Origin of the sequence: Phaeobacter sp. 11ANDIMAR09, assembly GCF_001294455.1 — a bacterium.
GTDB lineage: Bacteria > Pseudomonadota > Alphaproteobacteria > Rhodobacterales > Rhodobacteraceae > Pseudophaeobacter.
Window position 1 is genome coordinate 49079 of record NZ_LIKT01000003.1, and the last position, 24453, is coordinate 73531.

The window sequence follows — 24453 nt, forward strand, 5'->3', positions numbered from 1 at the left end:
ATTTTTCGGAAAAATTACGAAAAAAGACAATAAATTTTCGTGAGAACTGCAAGAAAAGGCGCTCTAATCCAGTGTTTCCTACAGGAATTCACCCGGGACACGTGTATAGCCCCGCCCAAATATGTTGAGGCAGGCCCAGCGTCACGCAAATTGATTAAACCGAGGCTAAGGGATTAGATCTCGCGCAAATAGCGCATCACAGCCTCGCGGACCGATTGGTCTCCACGGTGTCGTGATTCAAAAATGACCCTCCGCAAGTCTTCCAAGTTAACCCTCATTAACAAAGACTTAACCGGGCCAATTGAAGCAGGTCGCATCGACAGCGTGCGCATCCCCATCGCGGCAAGACAGACGGCCTCGATGGGCCGTCCGGCATCTTCGCCACAAAAACTCAACGGGGTCTGCGACAGGGAACAACGCTCAACAATTTGCTCGATAAAGCTGAGGAAGCTGACATTCAGGCTGTCATAGCGCTTGCGTACACGCTCGTTCTCGCGATCGGCAGCAAAGAAGAACTGCTTTAGATCATTGCCCCCAATAGAGATAAATCCAACCTCATCAAAGAACTTTTGCGGCGCAAAAGCCAGCGATGGGGTTTCGAGCATGGCTCCGATGTCCAGGCTTTCAGGCAGGACATGCCCCAGAATGCGTTCACGCTCCAGCGTCTTGTTCACCTCATTGCGGGCGGCACGAAACTCTTCGGCCTGCGCCACGAAAGGAAACATCACGGTCAGCGGCCGACCTTCAGCTGCGCGCATCAATGCCTGCAACTGCATCCGCATAATGCCCGGCTTGTCCAAGCCCACCCTGATAGCGCGCCAGCCCAGGGCTGGGTTTGGCTCGTCATTTGGCTTCATATAGGGCAGAACTTTATCTGACCCAATATCCAAAGTTCGAAAGACAACGCGCTTTCCCTGGGCCGCATCCAAGACCCGTTTGTAAAGCGCAACCAGCTCTGAACGGCGTGGCATCTGATTGCGCACCAGGAACTGGAGCTCGGTGCGAAACAGACCAACGCCTTCGGCACCGGAGTTTTCCAGCGAGGGCAAATCGGCCATCAGACCCGCATTCATCACCAGGTTGATTTTTTGTCCATCAAGCGTCACCGCATCCTTGTCGCGGATCGAAACATAGCGTTCCTGCGCCTGGGCCAACATGGCGATCTTGTCACGGAAGGCGCTAACAACGCTGTCGTCGGGGCGCAGATGCACAACCCCCTGCTCGCCGTCCACCATGATATGGTCGCCGTTCAACGCCTCATTGGTGATGCGTTTTGCATGTACCACCAGGGGGATTGCCAGAGCTCTGGCCACGATGGCTGCGTGGGAGCCCACCGAGCCCTCCTCGAGCACGATGCCTTTGAGATTGCGTCCATATTCCAACAGCTCTGCAGGTCCGATATTGCGGGCGACCAAAATGGGATCATCTGGCAATTCCGCCCCGGTTTCAGCCCCCTGCCCGGTCAGAATGCGCAGCAGACGATTGGACAGGTCGTCCAGGTCGCTGAGCCGCTCGCGCAGATAGGCATCCTGCACCTGCGAGAGCCTTGCGCGCGCCTGAGACTGCTCTTTTTCAACGGCAGCCTCGGCACTCAAGCCCCGGGCAATGTCTTCTTCCATGCGCCGCATCCAGCCTTTGGAATTGGCAAACATACGATAGGCCTCAAGGACCTGTAGCTGTTCCTTATCGCCGTTCTGCGAGATCTCGAGCATCTTGTCGACGCCGACACGCAGCTGTTCCACCGCCTCATTCAGGCGCTCCAGCTCTCTATCCGGATCATCCGCAATCGGGTTGGTGACCAGAACACGTGGTTCATGCAGCCAGACATGCCCCTCTGCGGCGCCCTCCTGGGCCGAGGTCGCGGGCAGTAAAACGGGCTGTTGGTGCAGGGGCGACAGCGCCGCGCCTTCCCCAACAAAAGCGCCAAGCTCGGTCATCTCGGCGATGACCATAGCAACCACCTCCAGCGCATAGACCGCATCGGCAGAAAATTCGCGCGCATCTTTGGACTGAACAACCAGGACGCCCAGCATTTCGCCCAGCCGCTGGATCGGTATCCCCAGGAAGGAGGAGAACCGCTCCTCGCCGGTTTCCGGCATATAGCGGAACCCCTTGGCATTTGGGGCGTCAGGCGTATTGATCACCTTGCCAAACTTGGCCACCCGCCCCACCAGGCCTTCGCCGATGCGCATCCGGGTTTGGTGCACGGATTCGACGTTCAGGCCTTCGCTGGCACAGAGTTCGAGCGTGTCCTCGTCGCGGAACAGGTAGACCGAGCAGACCTCGGTCCCCATGCTGTCCCCGATCAGATGGGTGATCTTGTCCAAACGGGCCTGGCCGGGGTCTTCCCCAGCCATCGCCTCTCGCAGGCGACCAAGTAGCTTGCGGCTTTCAGATTCAGTTGCTTCGACCATGGGCCCTGTTCACATTTATTTTTGTGGCAGGCAGCCCGATAGATCAGGCAACCTTGTCCAATTCAAAAGCATCATGCAGTGCTTGCACAGCAAGTTCCATGTATTTCCGATCTACAAGCACGGAAATCTTTATCTCTGAGGTTGTAATGACCTTGATGTTGATCCCCTCATCCGAGAGCACTTTGAACATCTTGGCCGCAACGCCAGACTGCGACCGCATGCCGATACCCACAACTGAGACCTTGGCAACATCCTTGTCGGCGACCAATTCCGCGTAGTTCAGCTCGCCCTCTTCCTTGATGCCCAGCAGCGCCTTTTCGGCACGGGCCACCTGATCCGTGGGACAAGAGAAGGTCATATCCGTGCGGCCATCTTCCGAGATGTTCTGCACGATCATATCGACATTCACCCCGCCATCAGACAGCGCATTAAAGATGATCGCCGCGATGCCTGGGCGGTCAGCAACCGACATCAGGGTCATCTTGGCTTCGTCGCGGGAATAGGCCACACCGGCCACTACATTGGATTCCATGATTTCCTCCTCGTCGCAGACCAGTGTTCCGGCCTCGTCGGATTGTTCTTCAAAGCTAGAGAGAACGCGCAGTTTCACCTTGTAGCGCATGGCCAGTTCCACCGAACGGGTCTGCAGCACCTTGGCCCCAAGCGAAGCCAGCTCCAGCATTTCTTCAAATGCGATCTTGTCGAGCTTGCGCGCCTTGTCGCAGATGCGCGGATCCGTGGTATAGACCCCGTCTACATCTGTATAAATATCACAGCGCTCGGCCTCAAAAGCCGCCGCAAAAGCAACAGCTGTGGTATCAGAGCCTCCGCGGCCCAGCGTGGTAATGCGGCCTTCGGGGCTAATGCCCTGGAACCCGGCAACCACCGCCACGCGCATGCCTTCAGCAAACTTGGCATTGATGTTTTCCGGCGGGATCTCTTCGATCCTGGCCTGGCTATGGGCGCTGGTTGTCTTCAGCGGCACTTGCCAGCCCTGCCAGCTGCGCGCAGGCACATCCATTTCCTGCAGCGTCAGTGCCATCAACCCGGCGGTGACGTTTTCGCCAGAGGAGACCACCGCATCATATTCGCGCGCGTCAAACATTGGCGAGGTCTCATTGACCCAGCCAACCATTTCATTGGTCTTGCCCGACATGGCAGAGACGATGACGATGACGTCATAGCCCTTGGCCACTTCGACACCAACGCGCTTGGCAGCGCGCCGGATCCGGTCGAGGTTGGCGACCGAGGTGCCGCCGAATTTCATTACTAGAACGGGCATGGGCGAAAGTCTCCGTGCGCTCGCTGTTTCCGATCACAGCGTCATAGGCGGAAGCGGTTTTGAGGGCAAGGCCGGGGATTGTAGCGATACACGTCCAGGGCCCAGGCCAGACGATCTGCCGCAGTGTTGTATTGCAATGTGAGCCTAGGATCAGGCGCGCCAGAACCGGACCGTGAGAATGGCATAGACCGCCATCAGCTCCAACCGTCCGATCAACATCGCGCTGCTGAGGATCCATTTGGCGGCATCGTTCAACGAGGCAAAGTTCCCGGCGGGACCGATGGTTTCGCCAAGTCCGGGGCCCACATTGGCGACAGCGGTGGCTGCGCCGGAAATTGCGGTGATGAAATCCAGCCCCGTCAGTGCCAGGGCCCAGGCAACGATGCCCATGGTCACAATGAAGAACATAAAGAAGGAGATCACCGAGCTCAGTACGTCCTGCCCCACAGGCCGCCCCTCAAATCGGGGCACAAAGACGCCATGGGGCGAGCGAATCCGCTGGATCTGCACCCGAATCGAGGCAAAGAGCAGCTGATAGCGAAAGATCTTGATCGAACAGGCGGTTGACCCGGCGCACCCACCGATCATCCCGATGAAGAAAAACACCATCACCAGAAAGCTACCCCATTGCATGTAATCGGTGCTGGCATAGCCCGTGCCCGACATAATGGAGGTGATGTTAAACAGCGACTGGCGCAGCGCCTGCTCGGGGGAATGAGGCAAGACAAAGTAGAGCACCCCGGCCGTGACCAGCACCAAGAGCCCAAGCGTACCCAGAAAGGTCCGGATCTGGCTATCGCGAAACATCGGCAAGGTCTGGCCGTTGACCAGCTGCACGTAGCGTACAAAAGGCAATGCCGCGAGGATCATGAAGATTGATGCCGCATATTCTGCCTGACCGCTGAAGGCCCCAAAGGAGGCGTCATAGTTGGAAAACCCACCTGTGGCGATGGTGGTCATCGCATGGACCAATGCGTCAAAGCCGCCAAGCCCCAGCATCAGATAGACCAGCATGCACATCAGGGTCAGCCCCACATAGATGAGCGAGATCTGTTTGGCGATTGCCTGGGCACGCGGCAGGATTTTCCCAAAGGTATCAAAGCTTTCGGATTTGAAGATCTGCATACCGCCAACCCGCAACTCCGGCAGGAAAACCATGGCAACAACAATGATGCCAATGCCGCCCAGCCATTGCAGAATACCACGCCACAAAAGCAGCCCCTTTGGCAGATCATCCAGGCCCGAAATAACCGTTGATCCGGTGGTCGTCAGCCCCGACATGGCCTCAAAAAACGCATCCGTAAAGCTGAGCTCAGTCACCCCAAGCATCAGCGGCAAAGCGCCAAAAATCGGCAGCGCCACCCAGACAAAGGTGGTCAGCAAAAAGGTCTGCTGAATGGTCAGACCCTGATGATTGCCACTGCCGCAGCTCAGCGCCAGAAGCGCCCCCGCCAGCATGGTTATGATGCCGCTTTCCAGAAACACCGGCCATTCTCCCCGCCCCTCTATGAGGTCAGCAAGAAAGGGGAACACCATCATGGCGCCCAGAATCACAACCAGCAGGCCGATCACATATCCAACAGGTCGAAAATCCAACATGGGGGGGAGCGTTGGCCCTCCGAGCAGAAACTGTCAAGCCAATCCCCGGTCAGGGCCACACTGACGTGCCCGGCAAACAACGGTTTACCCCCACCAAGGCTGCTGCTCAGCCCTGGTGGATCAGGGTAGAGAACAGACGCGGATCCAGGCTTTTGCTGGCAAATAGCGGGCCTTGGGTCAGGATGCTGATGGCATCATGGCTGTGCAGGCTTTCTTGATGGCTGGCCACCACCCGGAAATCCCTGATTCGGGCATCCTTCTGCAAGGCTTCGCAAAACAGCCGCGCCGCATCTTCGACAAAGATCGGGTTGGCGGCGTTCAATTCAGCAAAGGCCTGCTCGTCTTCGCGCTTGACCATCACCTGGGTCTCAGTCGGCACCGCGCCGCGGCAATGCTCGATCAGGTCTTCAAACCACAGGCAATCACCATCGGGATCGACCGAGACCGAAATCCGCGCCACCGAGCGCTGCGAATGTGGCGTCGCCAATTGACCGCGTGCCTGGCGGGCATGCTCGCTCAGCTCCAATGAACAGGGACAGGTCGAAGAATAAACATAGTCCAGATGCATCACCTTGTGGCGCTGACCTTCGGACTGCACCAGCTCCAGCGCGAAATCATAATACTGGTAGCCAGAGAGCCCTGAGCGCAGGCTTTCAATCCGCACCGGGAAGGAAAACCGCATCTGAAGGCGCGCATCCATGCTCTCCAGATCTGTGAGGTAATCGCTGAGAGCCGCCTCCATCACCTCGAAACTAAAGGTTTTTTCGGCATGTTTGTAAAAGGAGCGCATGATCCGGGACATGTTGATGCCCTTTTTGTCCGCCTCCAGGCTGACAGAGCCGGTGACCGAAGTCTCCAGCGTCAGGTCGCCATCATCACGGGTGTGAAAGCGGATCGGCAGGCGAAAATTGGAAATCCCGACGTGTTGGATCTGCTCCTTGGCCCCGCGAATAAGGCTGGCCGGTCCGTTTTGCAGGTCCGGCAGCGTGGCGCGATAGGCCTCATCCGAGACAAAGTCCTGTGGGTAATCGCGCGACAACTCCGGATAATTCCCTACCTCACGCCCGGGCAACAGACGCGCAACAGCCGGATCTAATTGCGCTATCTCGGTCGGGTCCGCAGTTTTGGCCCAGTGCCGCAGCAGGGCCAGAGCCGCTTCGGCCGCTTGACGATCGGGAGCTTCGGACAGATCACGCGTTGGGATGTTCATGGCTAAATGCACTCCGGTAGCGCCGCCCTGCAGGGACGACGTTCAACTTCTTTAGAGCTTTACGGTGCAAAACTCAAAACGGATCAATCAAATACGGCAGGTTTCAGCCCGGATCGGACGAAAACATCCAATCCGGGCCTCTGCCCTTGGGTCAGGCAACAGGGCAAGGCCGGAGCCTAGCCCTGCGCGGCTGCCAGGGCCTGTTTCAAATCGGCAATCAGGTCATCGCTGTCTTCCAACCCAACCGAGAAACGGACCAAACCAGCTGTAATGCCCAGCTCCGCCTTCAGCTCATCAGAGAGCCTTTGATGCGTGGTGGTTGCCGGGTGGGTGGCAATGGATTTTGCGTCGCCCAGATTGTTCGAGATCACCGGAATGGTCAGCGCATTGAGGAAACGGAAGGCCGCCTCTTTGCCCCCCTTCAGGTCCAGGGACAGCACCGTGCCGCCCCGGCCACCCAGCTGGCTTTGCACCAGCGCATTCTGCGCATGATCAGCAAGACCCGGATAGATCGTGCGCTCCAAAGCGTCATGACCTTGCAGCGCCGTGGCGATCTGCAAGGCGGTGTCGGCCTGCGCCTTGACCCGCAGATCAATGGTTTCCAAACCTTTGAGCAGCATCCAGGCATTAAAGGGGCTGAGCGAGCCGCCGGTATGTTTCATATAGGGTTCCAGCGTGCCCCGGATGAAATCCATGGTGCCCAGCACCACACCGCCGAGAACCCGGCCCTGACCGTCGATATGTTTGGTCGCAGAATAAACCACCACATCTGCGCCCTGTTCAATCGCCTTGGAAAAAACCGGCGTGGAGAAGACATTGTCCACCACAACTGTCGCGCCGACTTCATGCGCGATGGCAGAGACGGCGGTGATGTCGATCACTTCCAGGGTTGGATTTGACATGCTTTCAAAGAACACCGCTTTGGTGTCGGGACGCATGGCTGCGCGCCATTGCTCCAGATCCGTCCCATCCACAAAGGTGACTTCGACACCATAGCGGGTCAGAATGTTTTCCAGAATATACAGACAGGATCCAAACAGCGCCTTAGCTGAGACCACGTGATCACCGGCCTTGAGAAGAGAGGTCAGCGCGCCGCTGACCGCCGCCATGCCCGAGGCTGTGGCAAAGGCATCTTCGGCGCCTTCCAGCAGGGCAATACGCTCTTCGAACATAGCCACCGTGGGATTGCCATAGCGCGCATAGATAAACTCATCGGGCGCGGTTTCGATGAACCGGGCTTCCGCCTGCTCGGCACTGTCGTAGACAAATCCCTGGGTCAGGAAAATCGCCTCGCTTACCTCGTTGTACTGGCTGCGGCGGGTGCCGCCATGCACCAGCTTGGTGCGGTTATTCCAGCTTTCACTCATCTCATGTCCTCCTGCGCGCTTGGCGCAACAAAAAACCCCCGTCCGGCCAAGCGAAAGGGGGTCCTTCACATCCTGACCTCTTTAGCGGGATATTTTGCGTGGCCCGCAATCCGGTTACAAATCTACCACGTCCAAAGAAGCTTCCTTTGGAAAAATTAAAACACCATTTCTACAGGCTTAGAGAAACACGGAGAAGCCCTATCAATAGTGTTTTGTCTCTCAGCTCCAAACCTCTGCACGGGTAAGTTCCGCAGGCAGCCTTTCAGCGCGCAAGGCCTCCCCAAAACGATATTCCAGGAGTGCTCAGTCAGGAGAACTGATCGAATCTGTTCGCAATACGGCAACATGTCACGTCAACGCAAGTCAGAAATCAATCAAGCCCATTCGGCTCTGCGCCACCATGCAAATCAGCAGATGACCCTCCGCATAGTCGGTCTGGCCTCCCATATCTGAGGCAATCCCAAAGCCGGCACGCGGCATAGAATGCTTCTGTAGGGCTGCGCTCAGCCTCTTCAGGCCGATCGCATCAGGCGGTACTGCACCAATCCCACAGATCACAGGATCTGAACGTCTCTCCCATAAGCGATCATTGATCAAAGTTGGTACAGGATTTCAAAACACCAAACGACCCTACAGACGTTTTGGAACGGGTCCCGATTTATTTTCCCAATATTCACAAGCGGATCAATTGCCACGGCTCCCCCATTCAGCTTTCGATTTACAAAAATAAAACCTCCTGGTTGTAAAGTGAAAAACAAGACCGCTTTGGTTGCTTTGAGTTTTCACATGTTAATGAGGTGTTTGGTGACATGAAACCTGCAAGAAAAATGAGTCTATCCAAAAAGCTACCGCTTTTTATTACATTGCCGGCCTTATGTTTCATTGCATTGGCAGGCTTAGTTCAATTCTGGCAGTTTTCAAAAGTTTTGAATGCCCAGAATCAGGAAACCTACACCACGGTTATCAAGGAACGCACAGCGGCACTCTCGCATTGGATGAAAACAATTGAAGACGATGTCTCTGCACTCGCGGCCAATGTTGCGATCAGAGACGCCATTACCGACTTCACTTCGGCCTGGGTTGAGCTGGGAAATGGCGGCGCAGATCGTCTAAGAGATCTCTACATTCACAGCAACCCACATCCAAATGGCGAGAAGGATGAACTGGTCATTGCTGGTGATGGCTCAAACTGGAGCAGGGTTCACCAAGAGCATCATGAGGGGTTGAGGGCCTTTCAGCGCGTGCATGGATACTATGACCTGTTCCTTTTTGATACGGCAGGGAACCTCATCTATTCGGTCTTCAAAGAAGATGACTTTGGGCTAAACTTTTTCTCCGGACAATATGCCACTTCTGGTCTTGGAGAGGTGTTTCAAAAAGGCGTCGAACTCAGCATCGACGAAGTATATGTGACCGGGATTTCCCCCTATGCGCCCAGCGCAGGGGCACCGGCCATGTTTCTGTCAAAGCCTGTCTTCAAAGACGGCACCCGTATAGGCGTTGTCGCGCTGCAGGTGCCATTTGGTGTTATAAGCGAGATCCTTTCGGATTCCATACTTCTGGGGGAAACCGGGCGCGTCATTCTTGTCGGCGAGGATGGCCGCATCCTGTCTCAGTCTGCGACAGACACAAATGTCGCCAGCGAACTAGCGGCAAATGAAACGCAACACTTCCAGGCCGCACAGGCCGGCGAAGACCGGTTCTTCACTGATGTCCCAGGACTTAATGGACCTGAGGTTGTGGCAGCCACCAGCTCGGTGATGACGCCTAGCGGCGAACGCTGGGGGCTTGTTCTGGAGAAGTCCGCACAGGAGGCCCTAGCCGAGAAGCGCGACCTACAATTCGGAGCCGCCCTTGGCCTTGTCCTGACTGCTCTTGCGCTCTGTGCGACCTGTTGGATCGTTGGGAAATGGATTGCAAAACGGTTTGTGCAGCTTGCGCGCGATACAGGCGCCATTGCCAATGAAAACTATGACATAGTCGTAGCTGGAACCGATAGTGGTGACGAAATTGGCGAGATGGCACAAACCTTGGAAGCCTTCAAAAGCCGTTTGCAGGAAGGCGCAGAAGCCCAGCTCCGAGAGGAAGAAACGCAAAAGGGAAATCGACGGGTTGTGGAATTGTTGAGCGACGCGCTTATGAGCCTAGCTCAGGGGGATTTTCGCAATCAGATAACAGAGTTTTTCCCGTTCGAGCATAAAAAGCTTCGCTATAGCATCAATGATGCCATGACCGGGTTGAATAAAGTTGTCATTGAAGTTGGAGATGCCGCATTTAGCATCCAAAAGGGGGCTGGAGAGATTTATAGCGCCGCAGAGGAGCTTTCTTCTCGGACAGAAAGTCAGGCAGCAACCTTGGAGCAAACTGCAGCTGCCATTGAGCAAATCACCGTAAGTGTGCGTTCCGCGACAGATAATGTACGCACCGTAGAAGCCGCCGCAGCGGATGCCAAAGAAGATGCAGAGGCAAGCGGTAAAGTGGTCAGTGAAACAATTGCCGCGATGCATGAGATAGAGGCCTCTTCCAAGCATATTGAACAAATTATCGGCGTCATTGATGATATCGCGTTTCAGACCAATCTTTTGGCATTGAACGCAGGTGTGGAAGCGGCCCGCGCAGGAGAAGCAGGCAAAGGGTTTGCAGTTGTGGCTTCCGAAGTGCGCGCCCTGGCGCAACGCGCTTCTGATGCGGCCCTTGAGATCAAAACACTGATCGGACAAAGCTCTCACCAGGTAGATCGTGGCGTTGATTTGGTAGATCGCACGGGTCAGGCGCTCCAGGCTATTGTCGAGCGTGTGACCAATATCTCAGACCTTGTCACACAGATTGCCCGTTCCTCCGAAGAGCAGGCCTCAGCGCTGAGCGAAATCAATACCGGTGTAACGCAGCTCGACAACGTCACCCAAGACAATGCTGCAATGGTGGAAGAAACAACAGCTTCCAGCCACCTACTCAGTACCGACGCTCTAAAGCTCAACCAGCTTGTGAGTGCTTTCAAGACTGACAATACCACTGCTGAAACAGGAGCACCGCCCAATGCCCAATTCTCGAACCCCGTATCGCCGCTCGAAGGCCTGCCAGTAGAGCCAGAACTAGACTATGCCGAGCCTGAGATGAAATTGGTCAGCAATGAAAAATGGCAAGATTTTTGATCCGCTAAATCCTCTCGCTGACGCGTAACCCTGAGCAACCGATATTGACCTAAACCTGTGGGCCGGGTCCATCGGTTGCTCAGGCTCAAGTTGGACCTAAGCGCAATCCAAACTGCCGTTTTGGGCGCGGCAGCTACGCTCAGTTCGCAGTCTCCCACGAGAGAGGACCGGCAACGCCAAGAGCGGATTAGCAAGGCTGGGCTCACAAACTGGCGAGCAACGGCAGTTCCCGCCCCGCCAGTCTTGCTTGCCCGCAGGCTTCATGCTGATATCCGGCGCAGGTGTTTCTGACAGGTTTTACAAAGGGCCGATCATGCGGGATTCAATAGAGCTATTTTACTGGCCCACGCCAAATGGCTGGAAAATCTCCATCGCGCTGGAGGAAATGGGACTGCCCTATGAGGTCACTCTGATTGATATCTCTGCAGGTGATCAATTTGCCCCGGAGTTTCTGAAGATCGCCCCCAACAACCGGATGCCTGCCATCACCGACCCCGATGGTCCGGCTGGGCAACCCGTCTCGTTGTTTGAAAGCGGTGCGATCCTGCAATATCTGGCGCGCAAGACCGGGCAGTTCTACGGGACCGATGCGCGCCAACGTCTGAGCGTCGATCAATGGCTGATGTGGCAGATGGGGGGCCTGGGCCCGATGGCCGGTCAGGCGCATCACTTTCTGAAATACGCGCCAGATCCAATCCCCTATGCCAAGGACCGTTACCGCAACGAGGTGGCGCGACTATACGGGATCTTGGACCGACAATTGGCAGAAAACGAATTTGTGGCTGGCGACAGCTTCACCATTGCCGATATGGCGATCTGGCCCTGGGCCTCGCTCTGGGAAGGTCAGGAGCAGAGCCTGGAGGACAAGCCCCATATGGCGCGCTGGCTGGATATGCTGTGGGACCGTCCTGGCGTGATCGCCGGGCGCAGCCTGGAAGCGGCGCGGCGCGGCGACCGATCCGACAGTCGCGCGCAAGAGGTTGTTTTTGGCAAGGGCACGACGGGGCACTAGCCCCGCCTCCCCTAAGTCTTCACTGAGACAGATTAAGCCTCATCCTCGTCCGGTAGCCCATGTTCCTGAAACACTTTGCCTTGAAACATGAAAAAGGCAAACATCGCCACCGGCAGGCCAAAGGTCTTGAAATAGACCCATGTATCGGTGCTCAGCAGGCGCCAGATCAGCTCATTTGCCAGCGCCAGGCCAAGGAAAAACAGGCAGATGCGCCGCGTCAGGATCATCCAGCCCTCATGCTCCAGCGGCATCAGCTCTTCCATCACCAGTTTCAGGTAGCTCTGGCCACGTATCAGTCCAACCGCCAGCGCGCCACCAAAGAGCAGATAGATCAGCGTCGGCTTCATCTTGAAAAACCGCTCATCATTGAGCCAAACAGACAGCCCCCCCATAAAGACCACCAGCACCAGCGTCGCCAGTTGCATCTTGGACAGATGGCCGGTGAGCTTCCACAGCACCAAGGTGGAGAGAACCATCAAAGGAATGAAGGCAGCGGTGATGATAATGAAGCCTTTGTATTCCTGCCCGGCGATCAGAAAGACCTCTTCACGCAGCTTGAGGTAGCCGATAAAAAACAGAACAACGGGGCCAAGCTCCAGGACCATTTTCAGGGTTGGATTGATCTTCTTGGCTGCACTTGCGTCGCGCGTCATGGGGTCTCCTGTAGATCTGTGCCGCATTGGGCGCATGGGGGGGGCGGGCTTCAGCCGCCCATCTCCACTATCACGGCGCCCAGCGCGATCAAAGCCATCAAGATGATACGTCGGGGGCCAACGGTCTCTTTCAGCACCAGCCAACCGATCAGAGCAGCAAAGACGGTGGAGGTCTCGCGCAGTACCGCGGCCTCGCCCACCTTATCGAGCCGAGTGGCCAGCATCACAGCGCCAAAGGAGGCAAAAGCAACCAGCCCGCCAAAGAGGCCCTTGAGCATCAGGGGACCCAGGTCCGGCTTTTCCGCCATGCGGCGCCAGCGCAAGTAAGCATAGGGCGGCATCGCCAACCCATCGATCATGAAGAACCAGGCAAGAAAGGTGAAGGGATCGGCGGTGGCGCGGATGCCATAGGCATCATAGGTGGTGTAAAGCGCCACAAAGAGCCCGGTGATTAGCGCCAGAAACATTGCCAGCCCCAGGGTCTCGCGGTGGGTTTCCAGGTAGCGATAGTTATAGGCAGCCAGACCAAAGATCCCGGCCATCAGCACCCCCACCCCGGCCCATTGCGCTAGCGAGAAGGTCTCGCCAAATAGGTAGTAGGATCCGATCACCGTAAACAGTGGCCCGGTGCCGCGCACCACGGGATAGACCACTGTGTAGCTGCCTTTGGTATAGGCCAGCGCCTGCAACACCTTATAGGCCACGTGAATGACCCAGACCACGGCAAAGATGACCCACATATGGGGTTCGGGCCAGGGCACCACAAAGAGCGCAATAGGCGCCGCCATCAGACCGTAGGAGGCGTCAATCGCGCCGCGTGACAGCCAGGGGTCGTGGCGCCCCTTTTGCAGCGCGCCAAAGATCGCATGCAAAAAGGCGGCCATCAGGGCCAGAACCAGGGCCGCCTGATGGCCTGCCTCCGTGCCTTCCAAGGAAATCAGCCAATCGCTCATCAGGGTTGCTCGATTCGGTTTTGAGGACAGGGCATTGGGGGTTTTCCACCCCCAAACCCCCGGAGGATATTTTTTGCCAAATGAAAGCGGGACGGCTGCCCAATCAGGATTGGTCGAGACCTGTCAGAGCAGCGGCAAATTCTTCTGGGTCAAAGGGCGCCAGATCGTCGATCTGTTCGCCGATACCGATGGCATGAATTGGCAGAGCAAATTTATCGGCCAGTGCCACCAGCACACCGCCTTTGGCCGTGCCGTCCAGCTTGGTCATCACCAAGCCAGAGACATCGGCCAGTTTCTGGAAGGTTTCAACCTGGCTGAGCGCGTTCTGACCCGTGGTGGCATCCAGCACCAACAGGGTGTTATGCGGGGCTGTTTCGTCCTTTTTACGAATGACGCGAATAATCTTGGAGAGTTCTTCCATCAGGTCAGCCCGATTTTGCAACCGGCCCGCCGTGTCGATCATCAACAGATCAGCCCCCTCTTCCTGGGCGCGGGTCATCGCGTCATAGGCCAGGCTGGCGGGGTCGGAGCCTTCAGGAGCGGTCAGCACCGGCACCCCGGCACGGTCCCCCCAAACCTGAAGCTGTTCGACGGCGGCAGCGCGAAAGGTGTCGCCGGCAGCAATCACCACGTTTTTCCCGGCCGCCTTGAACTGACTGGCCAGTTTTCCGATGGTGGTGGTCTTGCCCGAACCATTGACGCCGACCACCAGAACCACCTGCGGACGATGGGTATAGAGAGGAAGAGGTTTGGCCACGTTTTCCATCACCCGGGCAATCTCAGCAGCAAGCAACGCCTTGATTTCGCGGGCCGAGAGCTTCTTACCCAGACGTCCTTCGGCCATATTGGAGGTGACGCGCAGGGCCGTATCAACGCCCATATCCGCCGCAATCAGCAGCTCTTCGAGCTGCTCCAGCATATCGTCATCCAAGGTCCGGCGCTGTTCAGACCCGTTGCCTCGCCCCACGAGACGCCCCAGAATGCCTGCGGGTTTTGCCGTCTCAGCGCCCGGAGCGGTTTCACTGTCGGCAGGCGCGGGTGCTGAATTCGGGGTGGGTGTTTGAGCAACTTCAGGCTCCGCCGCGCCACCCTCATCAACAATTGCCTCCAGCCCCTCGTCCAGTTTTGACGAGGATTTGAACAAGCGCTCCTTGAGCTTTGAGAAAAACGCCATCAGGGCCTCCGCAACAGGGTTTCCCCTTCACCTAATGCGGATTGCACCGGGTTGCAAAGTAGATGAGGCGCCGCAGTCAGGAAAAAGACAGATAGAAGCCCGCCTGCGCCCCCCAATAGAGCGGCCAGACCAGATAGGGGGTGATGCGACGCATTGGGTGATCCTCGGGCAGGACAAAAGTTTCAAAGGCCAGGATCACATCGGAGGTCATGAAGGCCAGGGCTGCAGGCAACACCCAGAGCAACGCTGGGCTGGTCAGGCTGACGGCCGCGAGCCCCATGGCCAGGATGATCGGGATATAGAGCAGCACCGGGATTTTGAGCTCTCCGGCGCGTGGGGCCAACACATAGACCATCATTGCGCCCAGAACCGCAAAGGCACAGGCCAGGACCAGCCCCGGCATTTCCCAGATCTGCCCCAGTTCGCTGCTGAAATGTCCTAGAAACAGAACCACATAGGCCAGATGCCCCAGGGCAAAAGCACCGACACCGCCCATAAATGCCGTCTCGCCGTCCCGCGACAAACAGAAGTCACCCAAGGCGCAGAGTGCCAACCCCACAACCAGCCAGATCGGCGCGCCCTGCAGAAGCGCAGCAAGCGCCAGGAACGCCACAGATGCGGTCTTGAGCAGGCTGCGCAGGGCGCTGGGAGGGCGCGCCGTGAACCCGAGATAGGCCAAAGCGGCGAGACAGGCCAGGACCTGCAAAATGGCTACTACTGTCAACTTCCTATCTCCTGTTTTCCGCACACAAAGGCACAGCCCTGCCTATGCATGCCTCTATTGGTTGGCCCCGTCAAAGGTGACCCCAGGGGAGGTTGGATCGGGAGACGAGCCCCAGAGCGTGAAGTTCTTTGCCCACTGGCCCGGCTCTGTCACACTGCCTGACATGCGACTGGTTATGATTCTCTTTGCTATGGTGATGTCTTTGCCCCTGATAGGCCGGACGGCAGAGCCTCTGGGGGCCGAGGCCTTTGATCAATACACCAGGGGCAAAACCCTGTTCTATGGCTTTGATGGCACCGCCTATGGGGTCGAGCGCTATCTGCCCGGTCGCCGGGTCATCTGGTCCTTTCTGGATGGACAGTGTCAGGAGGGCCGCTGGTATGAGGATGCAGGGCAGATCTGTTTTGTCTATGAGGGCAACAGCACACCGCAATGCTGGAGCTTTCTGCTCAGCCCCGAGGGGCTGACGGCACGGTTTCAGAACGACCCTCAAGCCACCGAACTGTATGAATCGGGCGACATTGACGAAGAAATGCTCTGCCTCGGACCCGAGGTCGGAGTTTAGGCCCCGGATGTCCCGTCACTTGCTGCCGCCAGCAAATCCAGATCTGCAACCCCATCAGCAAATTCGATGCTAAGCGAGGATGCCTCGGCAGCCTGAACAGTGTTTGTGACGATCTTTTTGCCACTACGCACCACGGCATAGCCGCGTGCCAGTGTGGCCTTGTAGCTCAGAATGTCCAATTGACGCCCCCTCGCCTCCAGCTGCTGACGCTGGCGTTCAACCCGGAGGCCCTGAGCTGCATCTAGTCGCTGAGACAGCTGGGCCAACCGGTCCCGCTGCCGGTTTGCTTCTTGACCAATTGGTCGCAGGCTGAGCCGTGACGCAAGATTGCGCAGCCGGTCTCGACGGGTCTCAACCATTTGCCGCAGGGTGGCGGGTCGCAGGGCTGCCGAAGCCCGGCTCAGCGCGACATGGCGGTTCTGCACACCAGCAATCAACGCGCGTGGGAGGCGGTCAGCCACATGGTCCAGACGCTGACGGGGCGTGTCCAACAAGCTCTCGGCTCGCGGCATGGCGCGTGAAAGATCGTTCAGCCGTTGGCGACGTTGCTGAACCGCCTGGCCGGTGCCGCGCAGCAACCGACTGCTCTGATCCTCGATCCAGGCCATCAGCTCCAAACGCACCGGCACCGCCAATTCCGCGGCCGCCGTTGGTGTTGGGGCCCGCCGGTCCGAGACAAAATCAATCAGCGTGGTATCCGTCTCATGACCCACAGCCGAGATCAGCGGAATATCCGAGGCCGCAGCTGCGCGGGCCACGATCTCTTCATTGAAACCCCAGAGATCTTCGATCGCGCCGCCGCCCCGGGCAACAATGATCAGATCAGGACGCGGCAGCGCACCACCGGGGGTCATCCTGTTGAAGCCCTCGATGGCCCGGGCCACCTCTGGCGCGCAATTGGTGCCCTGTACCGCCACTGGCCAGACCAAAACCTTGCGCGGGAAACGCTCCCGCAGGCGGTGCAGAATATCGCGGATCACCGCCCCCGAAGGCGAGGTCACCACGCCGATGATATGCGGCAGATAGGGCAGCGCTTTCTTGCGTTCCGGCGCAAACAGACCTTCAGCTTCGAGCTGTTTCTTGCGCTTTTCCAGCAACGCCATCAAAGCGCCCTGCCCCGCGACTGCGACCTCATCCACGTTCATGTTGTATTTCGACTGCGCCCCAAAGGCCGTCAGGCGCCCGGTGACAACCACCTCCAAACCCTCTTCGGGGACCACAGACAGGCTGGAAACCTGCCCCTTCCAAGTGGTACAGGCCAGCACCGAACGATCATCCTTGATATCGTAGTACAAATGACCAGAGCGCGCCTTGAACACCCGCCCTACTTCACCGCGTACCCGGATGCGTCCAAAGGTGCCTTCCAGCGTGCGCTTCACCTCGCCTGAGATCTCAGAGACGCTGAATTCCGGCGCGTTCTGTCCCTGTGTTGCTGCGGGGGTGGGATCGTCAAAAAGGTCGGACACGTGGGCGGCTCTCCTGCGGCAAAGTTGGCGTTCTGAGCCTGCATTGAGCGCAGGTTCTTGTTTTGCGGGCTCGCGCAGCATAGAACCCGCCGCAAGCAAGGCAAGCCCCGGCGTTATGGCTTTGGGGTCCATGGGCGTATCTGATCCATTGTCCTGAGCAGCAGGCCGGATCAGCAGATCGGAGATGACGCGATGAATATTCTTATCCTTGGCAGCGGCGGGCGCGAACATGCCCTGGCCTGGGCCGTGATGCAGAACCCTAAATGTGACAAGCTGATCGTCGCTCCTGGCAATGCAGGCATTGCTCAGATCGCCGAATGCGCTGATCTGGACATTATGGATGGGGCTGCGGTCACCATCTTTGTCGAAGAAAATGCCATCGGCTTTGTCATCATTGGCCCCGAGGCCCCCCTGGCAGCAGGCGTGGCGGACCGGCTGCGCGATGCCGGAGTTCTGGTCTTTGGCCCCTCCGAAGCGGCGGCGCGGCTGGAGGCCTCCAAAAGCTTTACCAAAGAGGTCTGCGATGCGGCGCAGGCCCCCACCGCAAGCTATGGCCACTTCACAGAGGCCGAGGCCGCCAAGGCGCATATCCGCCAGCATGGTGCCCCGACAGTGGTCAAGGCCGATGGCCTGGCCGCAGGCAAGGGCGTGATCATCGCCATGACCGAAGACGAAGCCCTCGCGGCCATTGACGATATGTTTGGCGGCGCCTTTGGTGGTGCGGGCGCCGAGGTGGTCATTGAGGAGTTCATGGAAGGCGAAGAAGCCTCGCTCTTTGTACTGGTCGATGGAGAAGAGGTGCTCTCAATCGGATCCGCTCAGGATCACAAACGTGTAGGCGAGGGCGATACCGGACCAAATACCGGCGGTATGGGGGCCTATTCCCCTGCGCCTGTCCTCACCGCCGAGATCGAGACCAAGGCAATGATGGAAATCGTCAAGCCTACCATGAAGGTCATGGCAGAGCGTGGCATGCCCTATCAGGGCGTGCTCTATGCCGGATTGATGATCAAGGACGGCCAGCCTCGCCTAGTGGAATACAACGTGCGTTTTGGCGACCCAGAATGTCAGGTGCTGATGATGCGACTCGGCGCCCAGGCATTGGATCTGATGCAGGCCGCTGTAGAAGGTCGCCTGGCAGAAACACAGGTAAACTGGGCAGATGACCATGCCATCACTGTCGTTATGGCTGCCAATGGGTATCCTGGCTCCTACGAAAAGGGCACCGTGATTAACGGTTTGGAAACTCTCACCGAAGATAGCTCCAACATGGTCTTTCATGCAGGCACCACAGAACAGGGCGGCAAAATTCTGGCCACCGGGGGACGTGTTCTCAATGTGACGGCTCGGGGGAACAGCCTGAAAGAAGCCCGGGACCGCGCCTATGCTGCGGCCGATTACATCGATTGGCCCGAGGGGTTCCTGCGCCGCGACATCGGCTGGCGTGCACTGGATTAAACCACATCCAGATGTAAAACTCAAAGGGGGGGGGGCTCTGCCCCCGCCGCCTCCGGCGACTCCCCCGGGATACTTTTGGCCAAATGAAAAGGTCAGGCAGGAGCCTAATTTCATTTGGCCAAAAATATCCTGGGGGTGAGCGCTTTGCGCGAGGGGGCAAAGCCCCCTACTGACGGGTTTGCCTCTCAATTGGCCGCCTTTCGCTAGGGCAAGAACAATTTTCGAGATTTAACTCAGAAAAAAGGCAATTGCGAATAGGTAAGATATGATCATCCGCGAAAAAACCGGTTTCTTTGAATTGCTCTTCGCCACCAAGGGCTCCGTTCTTCCCCGCATCCTGCCGCGTATCACTGCTATTTCACTGCTGGCCCTGCTCATTGTTTGGATTGACAGACTTGTCATTTCCCTCCCCCATTTGGATACGGCGCCCTTTGCTGTTTTTGGTATCGCGCTCTCCTTGTTTCTCGGGTTTCGCAACAATGCCGCCTATGAACGCTGGTGGGAGGGGCGCAAGCTTTGGGGGCAATTGGTGGCAGATATGCGTGCCTTGGCAAGAGAATGTGCCGTCTTTCTGCCCAAGGCCTCCCAACGGCAAGAGGTTCTGCGAAAATCTCTCGATTTCTTACATTTACACCGGGCCAATCTGCGCAGAATCCCCCCAGCAAAGGCAATGCGGGATTCGTCCGGCGATGACTTCAGTCAAGCCCCCCACCCCCCCTGTGCGGCCCTTAATGCGGTCAGCGAAACGATCGCACAGGCGGCGCCCGACGGTTTTGCTCGCAAAGCCCTCACGGAACGTCTGAGTTCGATTGCCCTGGCACAAGCCGGTTGTGAACGCATTGCCACCACCCCGCTTCCCTACGTGTATTCGCTCTTGGTGTTTCGAACCACATATCTGTATTGCCTTCTCATTCCCTTTGCTTTGCTGGAGGATGCAGCCTGGATGACGCCGCTCTTTGTGGCCATCATCGCCTATGTTTTCTTTGGGTTGGCCGAGGTTACAGAAGAACTGGCGCATCCCTTTGGAGAAACGGTAAACGGCCTGCCGCTGGATGCGATGTGCCGCACCGTAGAGATCTCCCTAGCACCGCATCTAGGCATCTCCCCGCCGCCGCCGTTGCAGCCTCAGGACTTTTATCTGAGCTAACGCCCCGTAACATCCCCCTTTTCCACAACCCGCTGCCTGCCAAGGCTGTTTTCATGCGCGGTTTCCAAAGCTACAGTCTTCTCAAGATCTTGGAGGACCCATGGAACAACAGCCCTGTTCGGAGAGGCTAGAACAGCTTTTTGAGGCGCGGGATCTGGCCAGCTTGGCCTTTGATTTTGCACCTGTTGGCATTGTGGTCACGGAAAATCGGGTCCTGCGTGAATGCAATCAGCGATTTTGTCAGATGTTTGGCTATGCGCGCGAGGAGCTCCTGGATCAGCTCTTCGCCTTTCTCTATCCTTCGCAGGAAGAATTTCAAAATCTGCGCACCCGCGGCGACAAAATCTTAGGCCAGGGCGACCCCTATTGGGATGAACGGGTGATGCGCCGTAAGAATGGCGCGCTATTCTGGGTCAGGGTGCGTGGCCACAGCTTTACCCCGGACACACCGCTTGGGCGCGCGGTCTGGAGCTTTGCCGACCTATCGGAGCTGCGCCCCTATCTGCCCCTGACCCGACGCGAGCGGGAGGTCTATTCCCTACTGGGCGAGGGCCAGACCAGCAAGGAGATCGCCCGATCGCTGAGTCTAAGCTACCGCACGGTAGAGGTGCATCGCGCCCGGCTGCTGAAAAAGATGGGGGTGAACAACACCGCCAGCCTGTTTTCTTCGCTGGGGGATATTGGCGGCGATCATGTTGTGCGCAGCGACACACCCTAGAGCGTCGGGCTGCCTCTCTTGACGAAACTGTCTTGGCTTTCGGTTGCTGCAGAGCAGCCCTTCCTGCAGTCACCGCACCGAACCCACTGTAAAACGAAGAGCTCCCGCGCGTTTTGGCCTTCTTAGAAGACCACACCCTTGGGCCTGGCACCGCGCTCCCGCGCGGCGCGATTGCAGCTACCGCATCGCTGACAGGAGGTGCAACCTACCGACAGTCCAATGCGGCCTTCAGGCTGCCCAGTCCGGCAAAGGGGCCAACGTCATACTGGCTGATCTTTTCGTTAGCCAGGCGCACGGCGACCAGCCTTTGCCAGCGGGCATCGACCAAGATCAGCTCTGGAGTTCCCGCGCAGCGACGCAGGCCCGAGGTGATGAAATCCTCGCCAATGCGGTGATTGGTCACTCCGGACAGAGAGGTGACTTCCCTGAGCTCCCCAGCTTTGAATCGCCAGATCCGCAGGGTCTTTGCCAGATGTGGTCGGTCAACATAGGCAAGCTCAATCTGCCCATCTCCATCAAGATCAGCTGCCGCAATCGGTGCCAACCAACGAAAGCGCGTTCCTATCGGGGGAGTGGCAGCAATCTTTTCCCCACGCTGATCGTAGATCGCCAATTGTGCACCCAGAGATGTGTCACTCTCAACCACCATAATCTCGCGTTGCCCGTCGCCATCAAGATCTATCAAGCGCGGCGCCAAATCTTCAAAGACACGCGATTGCGGCAGCTGCACAACAACAGTGCCATGCCGTTCAACCGCGTCCTGGCTTAACTGTTTCTGGGCCGTATTTTTCCAGTGGATGAGAAGGCTGCCATACTCAATCTCATCCCCCAGCACACCATGTGGATAGCGGCTGGTCGGATCGGAGAATTCCGCAGCTGTGATCTCGGCCATCAGAGGTGACGCACCTGCAACCGCAGCTACAATCAACCCGCATCTCCACGCGCGGCGAGGCAGACCGAACCACAGGCGCGACATCAGACGCCGCGCCATGGTTCGCAATACCATCAGATCTGCTTTTCAGGCATCTGGACGATCAGACCATCCAATGCATCTGTCACCTTCACCTGACAAGTCAGACGCGAGCGCGCGGGATCCGGCTCAAAGGCAAAGTCCAACATGTCTTCTTCCATATCGTCCTTGGCCGGGAGTTTCTCCACCCAATCCGGATGAATATAGACATGACAGGTGGAGCAGGCACAGGCGCCGCCACAATCGGCTTCGATGCCCGGCACATTGTTGTCACGGGCGCCTTCCATCACGGTGAGGCCATTGGCTACTTCCACAACATGCTCTGTGCCGTTGTGCTCGACATAGGTAATCTTTGCCATCGTTTGCTCTTTCCCCTTCTCGGTACTTAGCTGAATGTGTAGCCAAGCCCCTGCGCCTGCACCAGCCCAATTTGCACAGATCTATGACAGGCTGGATCTCCACGCCAAATGTTCCGCATTTGTTTCAACACAGTCTCCCCTTACCCTGGCCTCACCAGTGAAAATTAAAGATGGTTCATCCCAAAACCCAAGGCCCGCCCAAGCGGGCCCGACTCACTGTCGCAGGGAACCCTCTCCCAAGGAGCAGCCCGAGGCCTGCCTCACGGCAGAGCAGCGGCTAATGCCGCCCCAAAAAGCTGGCGCCACCCAGGCCGAGTTGGTGATTCTGCGCCGCCGTCCTGGTATCGCCAAAGGGTGGTTCTTGTCAGGTCCGAGGATAAAATCGGCACCGTGAACATCATCGCCTGGCGCTAGACATACGAGCGCTTTCGCCCAGCCCTCCTTCTCGGGTGCTTAACGCGCGCGCCTAGAAGGCTGCAACATACACATTCCGTGACCCATGTGATTGCAAACTGGGTTGAAGACATCTCCCCGATGCTCGATCTTTTGGCTTTAGAACAGGAGCACGTCGGCGAAGCGCCCTTTGCGCCCGCACCGGATCTGGTCTAGTCTGCCGCCAATTGGCGGCCCTGGGGGCGGCCGCATGGATCGCAAAAGAGATCGAGCATCACAAGGCATGACCAGACCATACGCCCCTTTTGTTGCGCGCCTCTCGCTTTGTTTGAGTCTGGGGCTTGGCGCCTGCGTCGAACAGGCCCCCCTGCGCGGGCCTGACCCAACCAGGCCAGAGGCCCCTCCCGGCGCGCCACCCGGCAGCTGTTGGCATCGAAACACCAGCCCGGCCGTCATTCAGACCGTCACCGACCAGCTCCTCGTCACGCCAGCGGTGGTTGATGAGACAGGTCAGATCACCCAGCCCGCAGTGTTTCGCACGGTCACACGTCAGGAAATCGTCCAACCCCGGCGCGATACCTGGATCGAAACCCCCTGCCCCGCGCAAATGACACCAGAGTTCATTGCCTCGCTACAACGCGCCCTGGCGGCCCGCGGTCAATATCGTGGCCCGGTGACCGGCCATATCGATCGCGCGACCCGCCTGGCCATACGCCGCTACCAAAAAGAAACCGGTCAGGACAGCAGCACCCTCTCGCTGGAAACCGCGCGTCGCCTAGGGCTGATTGCCATTGCCCATTAATTCGGCGGCCCAAGGAGCGCTAAATTCAACCTCCCCTTGGAACAATTGGGGGCAATCCCCACTCCACCCCGGTTAGAGCAAAGCGCTGCGCTCCCCTTTTTTCTGCTCAAACTCCGCCCAATCGCATTCAGGGCAAGCCGCAAATGAAGTCAATTCGGCCCGCGAACTGGCCAGAAGCAGGCCAGAGTTTCACAAAGCCGCGGGCTCTGCTAAACCCTAAAACAGAGCCGGACCCATTCTGAGGTCCCCTCACACGGTGCTCTCATCTGGCACAAAACTGACGGAGACCAGAGACATCATGCGAAATGATCGCCTGCCAGAAACCGGATTTTTATCCGCAGCCTCGGCCCCGCTGCGGGACATGCTGGAAAGCCAGGCCAGCGAAGTGCGTCTCTCCAACGGAGAGGTTCTGTTTGAACAGGGCGATACGGGGGATGCCTTTTACGCCATTATCGCAGGCTCCTTGGAATTCTCTATCCTCTCGGCTTCGGGCCGCAAGCTCTCGCTGGACCTGATGCGCCCCGGCGCGGTCTTTGGTGAAATCGTTCTGTTTGATCCAGGCCCCCGTACCGCGACGGCCACAGCTGCAGAGCCCAGTCGGCTCCTGCGCCTGCGCAACCGGGACATCCTGACCCAGATCCAGAAACATCCGGAACTGGCCGGGGACCTGTTGCGTCTGGCCGGGCAACGCATGCGCTGGATGAATATGCAGCTGAACGAGCAGGTTTTTCTGCCGATGCCAGTGCGCCTGGCCCGTAAGCTGCTGTATCTGACCCCGGACAATGGCAACGGCAAACTTGCCTTGTCGCAGGCAGAACTGGCGGAATATGTCGGCGCCACCCGCGAAGCCGTCTCCAAGACCCTGTCCAATTGGAAACGCAGCCAATTGATTGAAATCAGCAGGGGCGGTTTGCAAATTCTGGACCGCACCGCCCTGGGACTGTTGGCGGAACCAGAATCAATCTGACCCCAAGCTGCTTCCCTATTCCGGAATTGCGCGGGAACCCGGCACAGCCATCAGCCAGCCGGGCGCCG

Annotated in this window: 20 protein-coding genes and 1 riboswitch; of the genes, 8 read left to right on the forward strand and 12 right to left on the reverse strand. The window is 57.7% G+C overall.

Translation table 11 applies throughout. The features are described 5' to 3' along the window. Positions 1 to 173: 173 nt before the first annotated feature. From ptsP to metZ, 5 genes are all read right to left on the reverse strand, one after another. Positions 174 to 2414: a phosphoenolpyruvate--protein phosphotransferase gene (gene ptsP, locus AN476_RS03180; RefSeq protein ID WP_054459532.1), complete on the reverse strand. Its 2241-nt coding sequence runs from the start codon at positions 2412 to 2414 to the stop codon at positions 174 to 176. 43 nt (positions 2415 to 2457) lie between these two features. After that, positions 2458 to 3696 (reverse strand): aspartate kinase, encoded by a 1239-nt coding sequence (locus AN476_RS03185; RefSeq protein ID WP_054459533.1) that lies wholly within the window; start codon positions 3694 to 3696, stop codon positions 2458 to 2460. 150 nt (positions 3697 to 3846) lie between these two features. Next, complete coding sequence (locus AN476_RS03190; protein ID WP_054459534.1) at positions 3847 to 5295, reverse strand: TrkH family potassium uptake protein; 1449 nt, start codon at positions 5293 to 5295, stop codon at positions 3847 to 3849. Positions 5296 to 5401: 106 nt separating this feature from the next. Beyond that, positions 5402 to 6505, reverse strand: coding sequence for a GTP cyclohydrolase FolE2 (gene folE2, locus AN476_RS03195; RefSeq protein WP_054459535.1), 1104 nt, complete (start codon positions 6503 to 6505; stop codon positions 5402 to 5404). 176 nt (positions 6506 to 6681) lie between these two features. Beyond that, positions 6682 to 7872 carry an O-succinylhomoserine sulfhydrylase gene (gene metZ, locus AN476_RS03200; RefSeq protein ID WP_054459536.1) on the reverse strand — a complete coding sequence of 397 codons (1191 nt, stop codon included), beginning with the start codon at positions 7870 to 7872 and terminating at the stop codon, positions 6682 to 6684. 60 nt (positions 7873 to 7932) lie between these two features. Then, positions 7933 to 8011: riboswitch (SAM riboswitch) on the reverse strand. Between the two features lie 670 nt (positions 8012 to 8681). Between metZ and AN476_RS03210 the strand changes: the two genes are divergently transcribed. Together AN476_RS03210 and AN476_RS03215 are read left to right on the forward strand one after the other, a co-directional pair. Next, positions 8682 to 11024 carry a methyl-accepting chemotaxis protein gene (locus AN476_RS03210; protein ID WP_083464219.1) on the forward strand — a complete coding sequence of 781 codons (2343 nt, stop codon included), beginning with the start codon at positions 8682 to 8684 and terminating at the stop codon, positions 11022 to 11024. Positions 11025 to 11337: 313 nt separating this feature from the next. Then, positions 11338 to 12036, forward strand: a complete 699-nt coding sequence (locus AN476_RS03215; RefSeq protein ID WP_054459716.1) for a glutathione S-transferase N-terminal domain-containing protein — start codon at positions 11338 to 11340, stop codon at positions 12034 to 12036. A 32-nt stretch (positions 12037 to 12068) separates the two neighbouring features. On the opposite strand, the gene AN476_RS03220 is transcribed toward AN476_RS03215, so the two are convergent. From AN476_RS03220 to AN476_RS03235, 4 genes are all read right to left on the reverse strand, one after another. After that, a complete protein-coding gene (locus AN476_RS03220; RefSeq protein ID WP_054459539.1) occupies positions 12069 to 12689 on the reverse strand; it encodes an inner membrane-spanning protein YciB in 621 nt (206 codons plus the stop codon). A gap of 50 nt (positions 12690 to 12739) precedes the next feature. Continuing rightward, positions 12740 to 13642: a DMT family transporter gene (locus AN476_RS03225; RefSeq protein WP_054459540.1), complete on the reverse strand. Its 903-nt coding sequence runs from the start codon at positions 13640 to 13642 to the stop codon at positions 12740 to 12742. 103 nt (positions 13643 to 13745) lie between these two features. Beyond that, positions 13746 to 14816: a signal recognition particle-docking protein FtsY gene (gene ftsY, locus AN476_RS03230; RefSeq protein ID WP_054459541.1), complete on the reverse strand. Its 1071-nt coding sequence runs from the start codon at positions 14814 to 14816 to the stop codon at positions 13746 to 13748. A gap of 76 nt (positions 14817 to 14892) precedes the next feature. Continuing rightward, the gene (locus AN476_RS03235) at positions 14893 to 15540 is read right to left on the reverse strand and encodes a lysoplasmalogenase (RefSeq protein WP_054459542.1); all 648 of its coding nucleotides are present in this window, start codon (positions 15538 to 15540) and stop codon (positions 14893 to 14895) included. Between the two features lie 163 nt (positions 15541 to 15703). Between AN476_RS03235 and AN476_RS03240 the strand changes: the two genes are divergently transcribed. Continuing rightward, complete coding sequence (locus AN476_RS03240; protein WP_054459717.1) at positions 15704 to 16105, forward strand: hypothetical protein; 402 nt, start codon at positions 15704 to 15706, stop codon at positions 16103 to 16105. On the opposite strand, the gene xseA is transcribed toward AN476_RS03240, so the two are convergent. Further along, positions 16102 to 17571: an exodeoxyribonuclease VII large subunit gene (gene xseA / locus AN476_RS03245; RefSeq protein WP_054459718.1), complete on the reverse strand. Its 1470-nt coding sequence runs from the start codon at positions 17569 to 17571 to the stop codon at positions 16102 to 16104. The two genes, AN476_RS03240 and xseA, sit on opposite strands and share 4 nt — an antisense overlap. 192 nt (positions 17572 to 17763) lie before the next feature. On the opposite strand from xseA, the gene purD reads away from it, so the two are divergent. From purD to AN476_RS03260, 3 genes are all read left to right on the forward strand, one after another. Continuing rightward, positions 17764 to 19029: a phosphoribosylamine--glycine ligase gene (gene purD / locus AN476_RS03250; RefSeq protein WP_054459543.1), complete on the forward strand. Its 1266-nt coding sequence runs from the start codon at positions 17764 to 17766 to the stop codon at positions 19027 to 19029. 265 nt (positions 19030 to 19294) lie between these two features. Next, positions 19295 to 20176: a bestrophin family protein gene (locus tag AN476_RS03255; RefSeq protein WP_054459544.1), complete on the forward strand. Its 882-nt coding sequence runs from the start codon at positions 19295 to 19297 to the stop codon at positions 20174 to 20176. 100 nt (positions 20177 to 20276) lie between these two features. Beyond that, complete coding sequence (locus AN476_RS03260) at positions 20277 to 20894, forward strand: LuxR C-terminal-related transcriptional regulator (protein ID WP_054459545.1); 618 nt, start codon at positions 20277 to 20279, stop codon at positions 20892 to 20894. Between the two features lie 205 nt (positions 20895 to 21099). Here AN476_RS03260 and AN476_RS03265 read toward each other — a convergent pair whose 3' ends face one another. Together AN476_RS03265 and AN476_RS03270 are read right to left on the reverse strand one after the other, a co-directional pair. After that, a complete protein-coding gene (locus AN476_RS03265) occupies positions 21100 to 21900 on the reverse strand; it encodes a VCBS repeat-containing protein (RefSeq protein ID WP_054459546.1) in 801 nt (266 codons plus the stop codon). Further along, the gene (locus AN476_RS03270; protein WP_054459547.1) at positions 21900 to 22223 is read right to left on the reverse strand and encodes a 2Fe-2S iron-sulfur cluster-binding protein; all 324 of its coding nucleotides are present in this window, start codon (positions 22221 to 22223) and stop codon (positions 21900 to 21902) included. Before AN476_RS03270 ends, AN476_RS03265 begins: the two co-directional genes overlap by 1 nt. 676 nt (positions 22224 to 22899) lie before the next feature. On the opposite strand from AN476_RS03270, the gene AN476_RS03275 reads away from it, so the two are divergent. Beyond that, entirely contained in the window at positions 22900 to 23418 is a 519-nt protein-coding gene (locus AN476_RS03275) for a peptidoglycan-binding domain-containing protein (protein WP_054459548.1), read from the forward strand. A gap of 298 nt (positions 23419 to 23716) precedes the next feature. Beyond that, positions 23717 to 24385, forward strand: coding sequence for a Crp/Fnr family transcriptional regulator (locus tag AN476_RS03280; protein ID WP_054459549.1), 669 nt, complete (start codon positions 23717 to 23719; stop codon positions 24383 to 24385). The last annotated feature ends 68 nt before the right edge of the window (positions 24386 to 24453 follow it).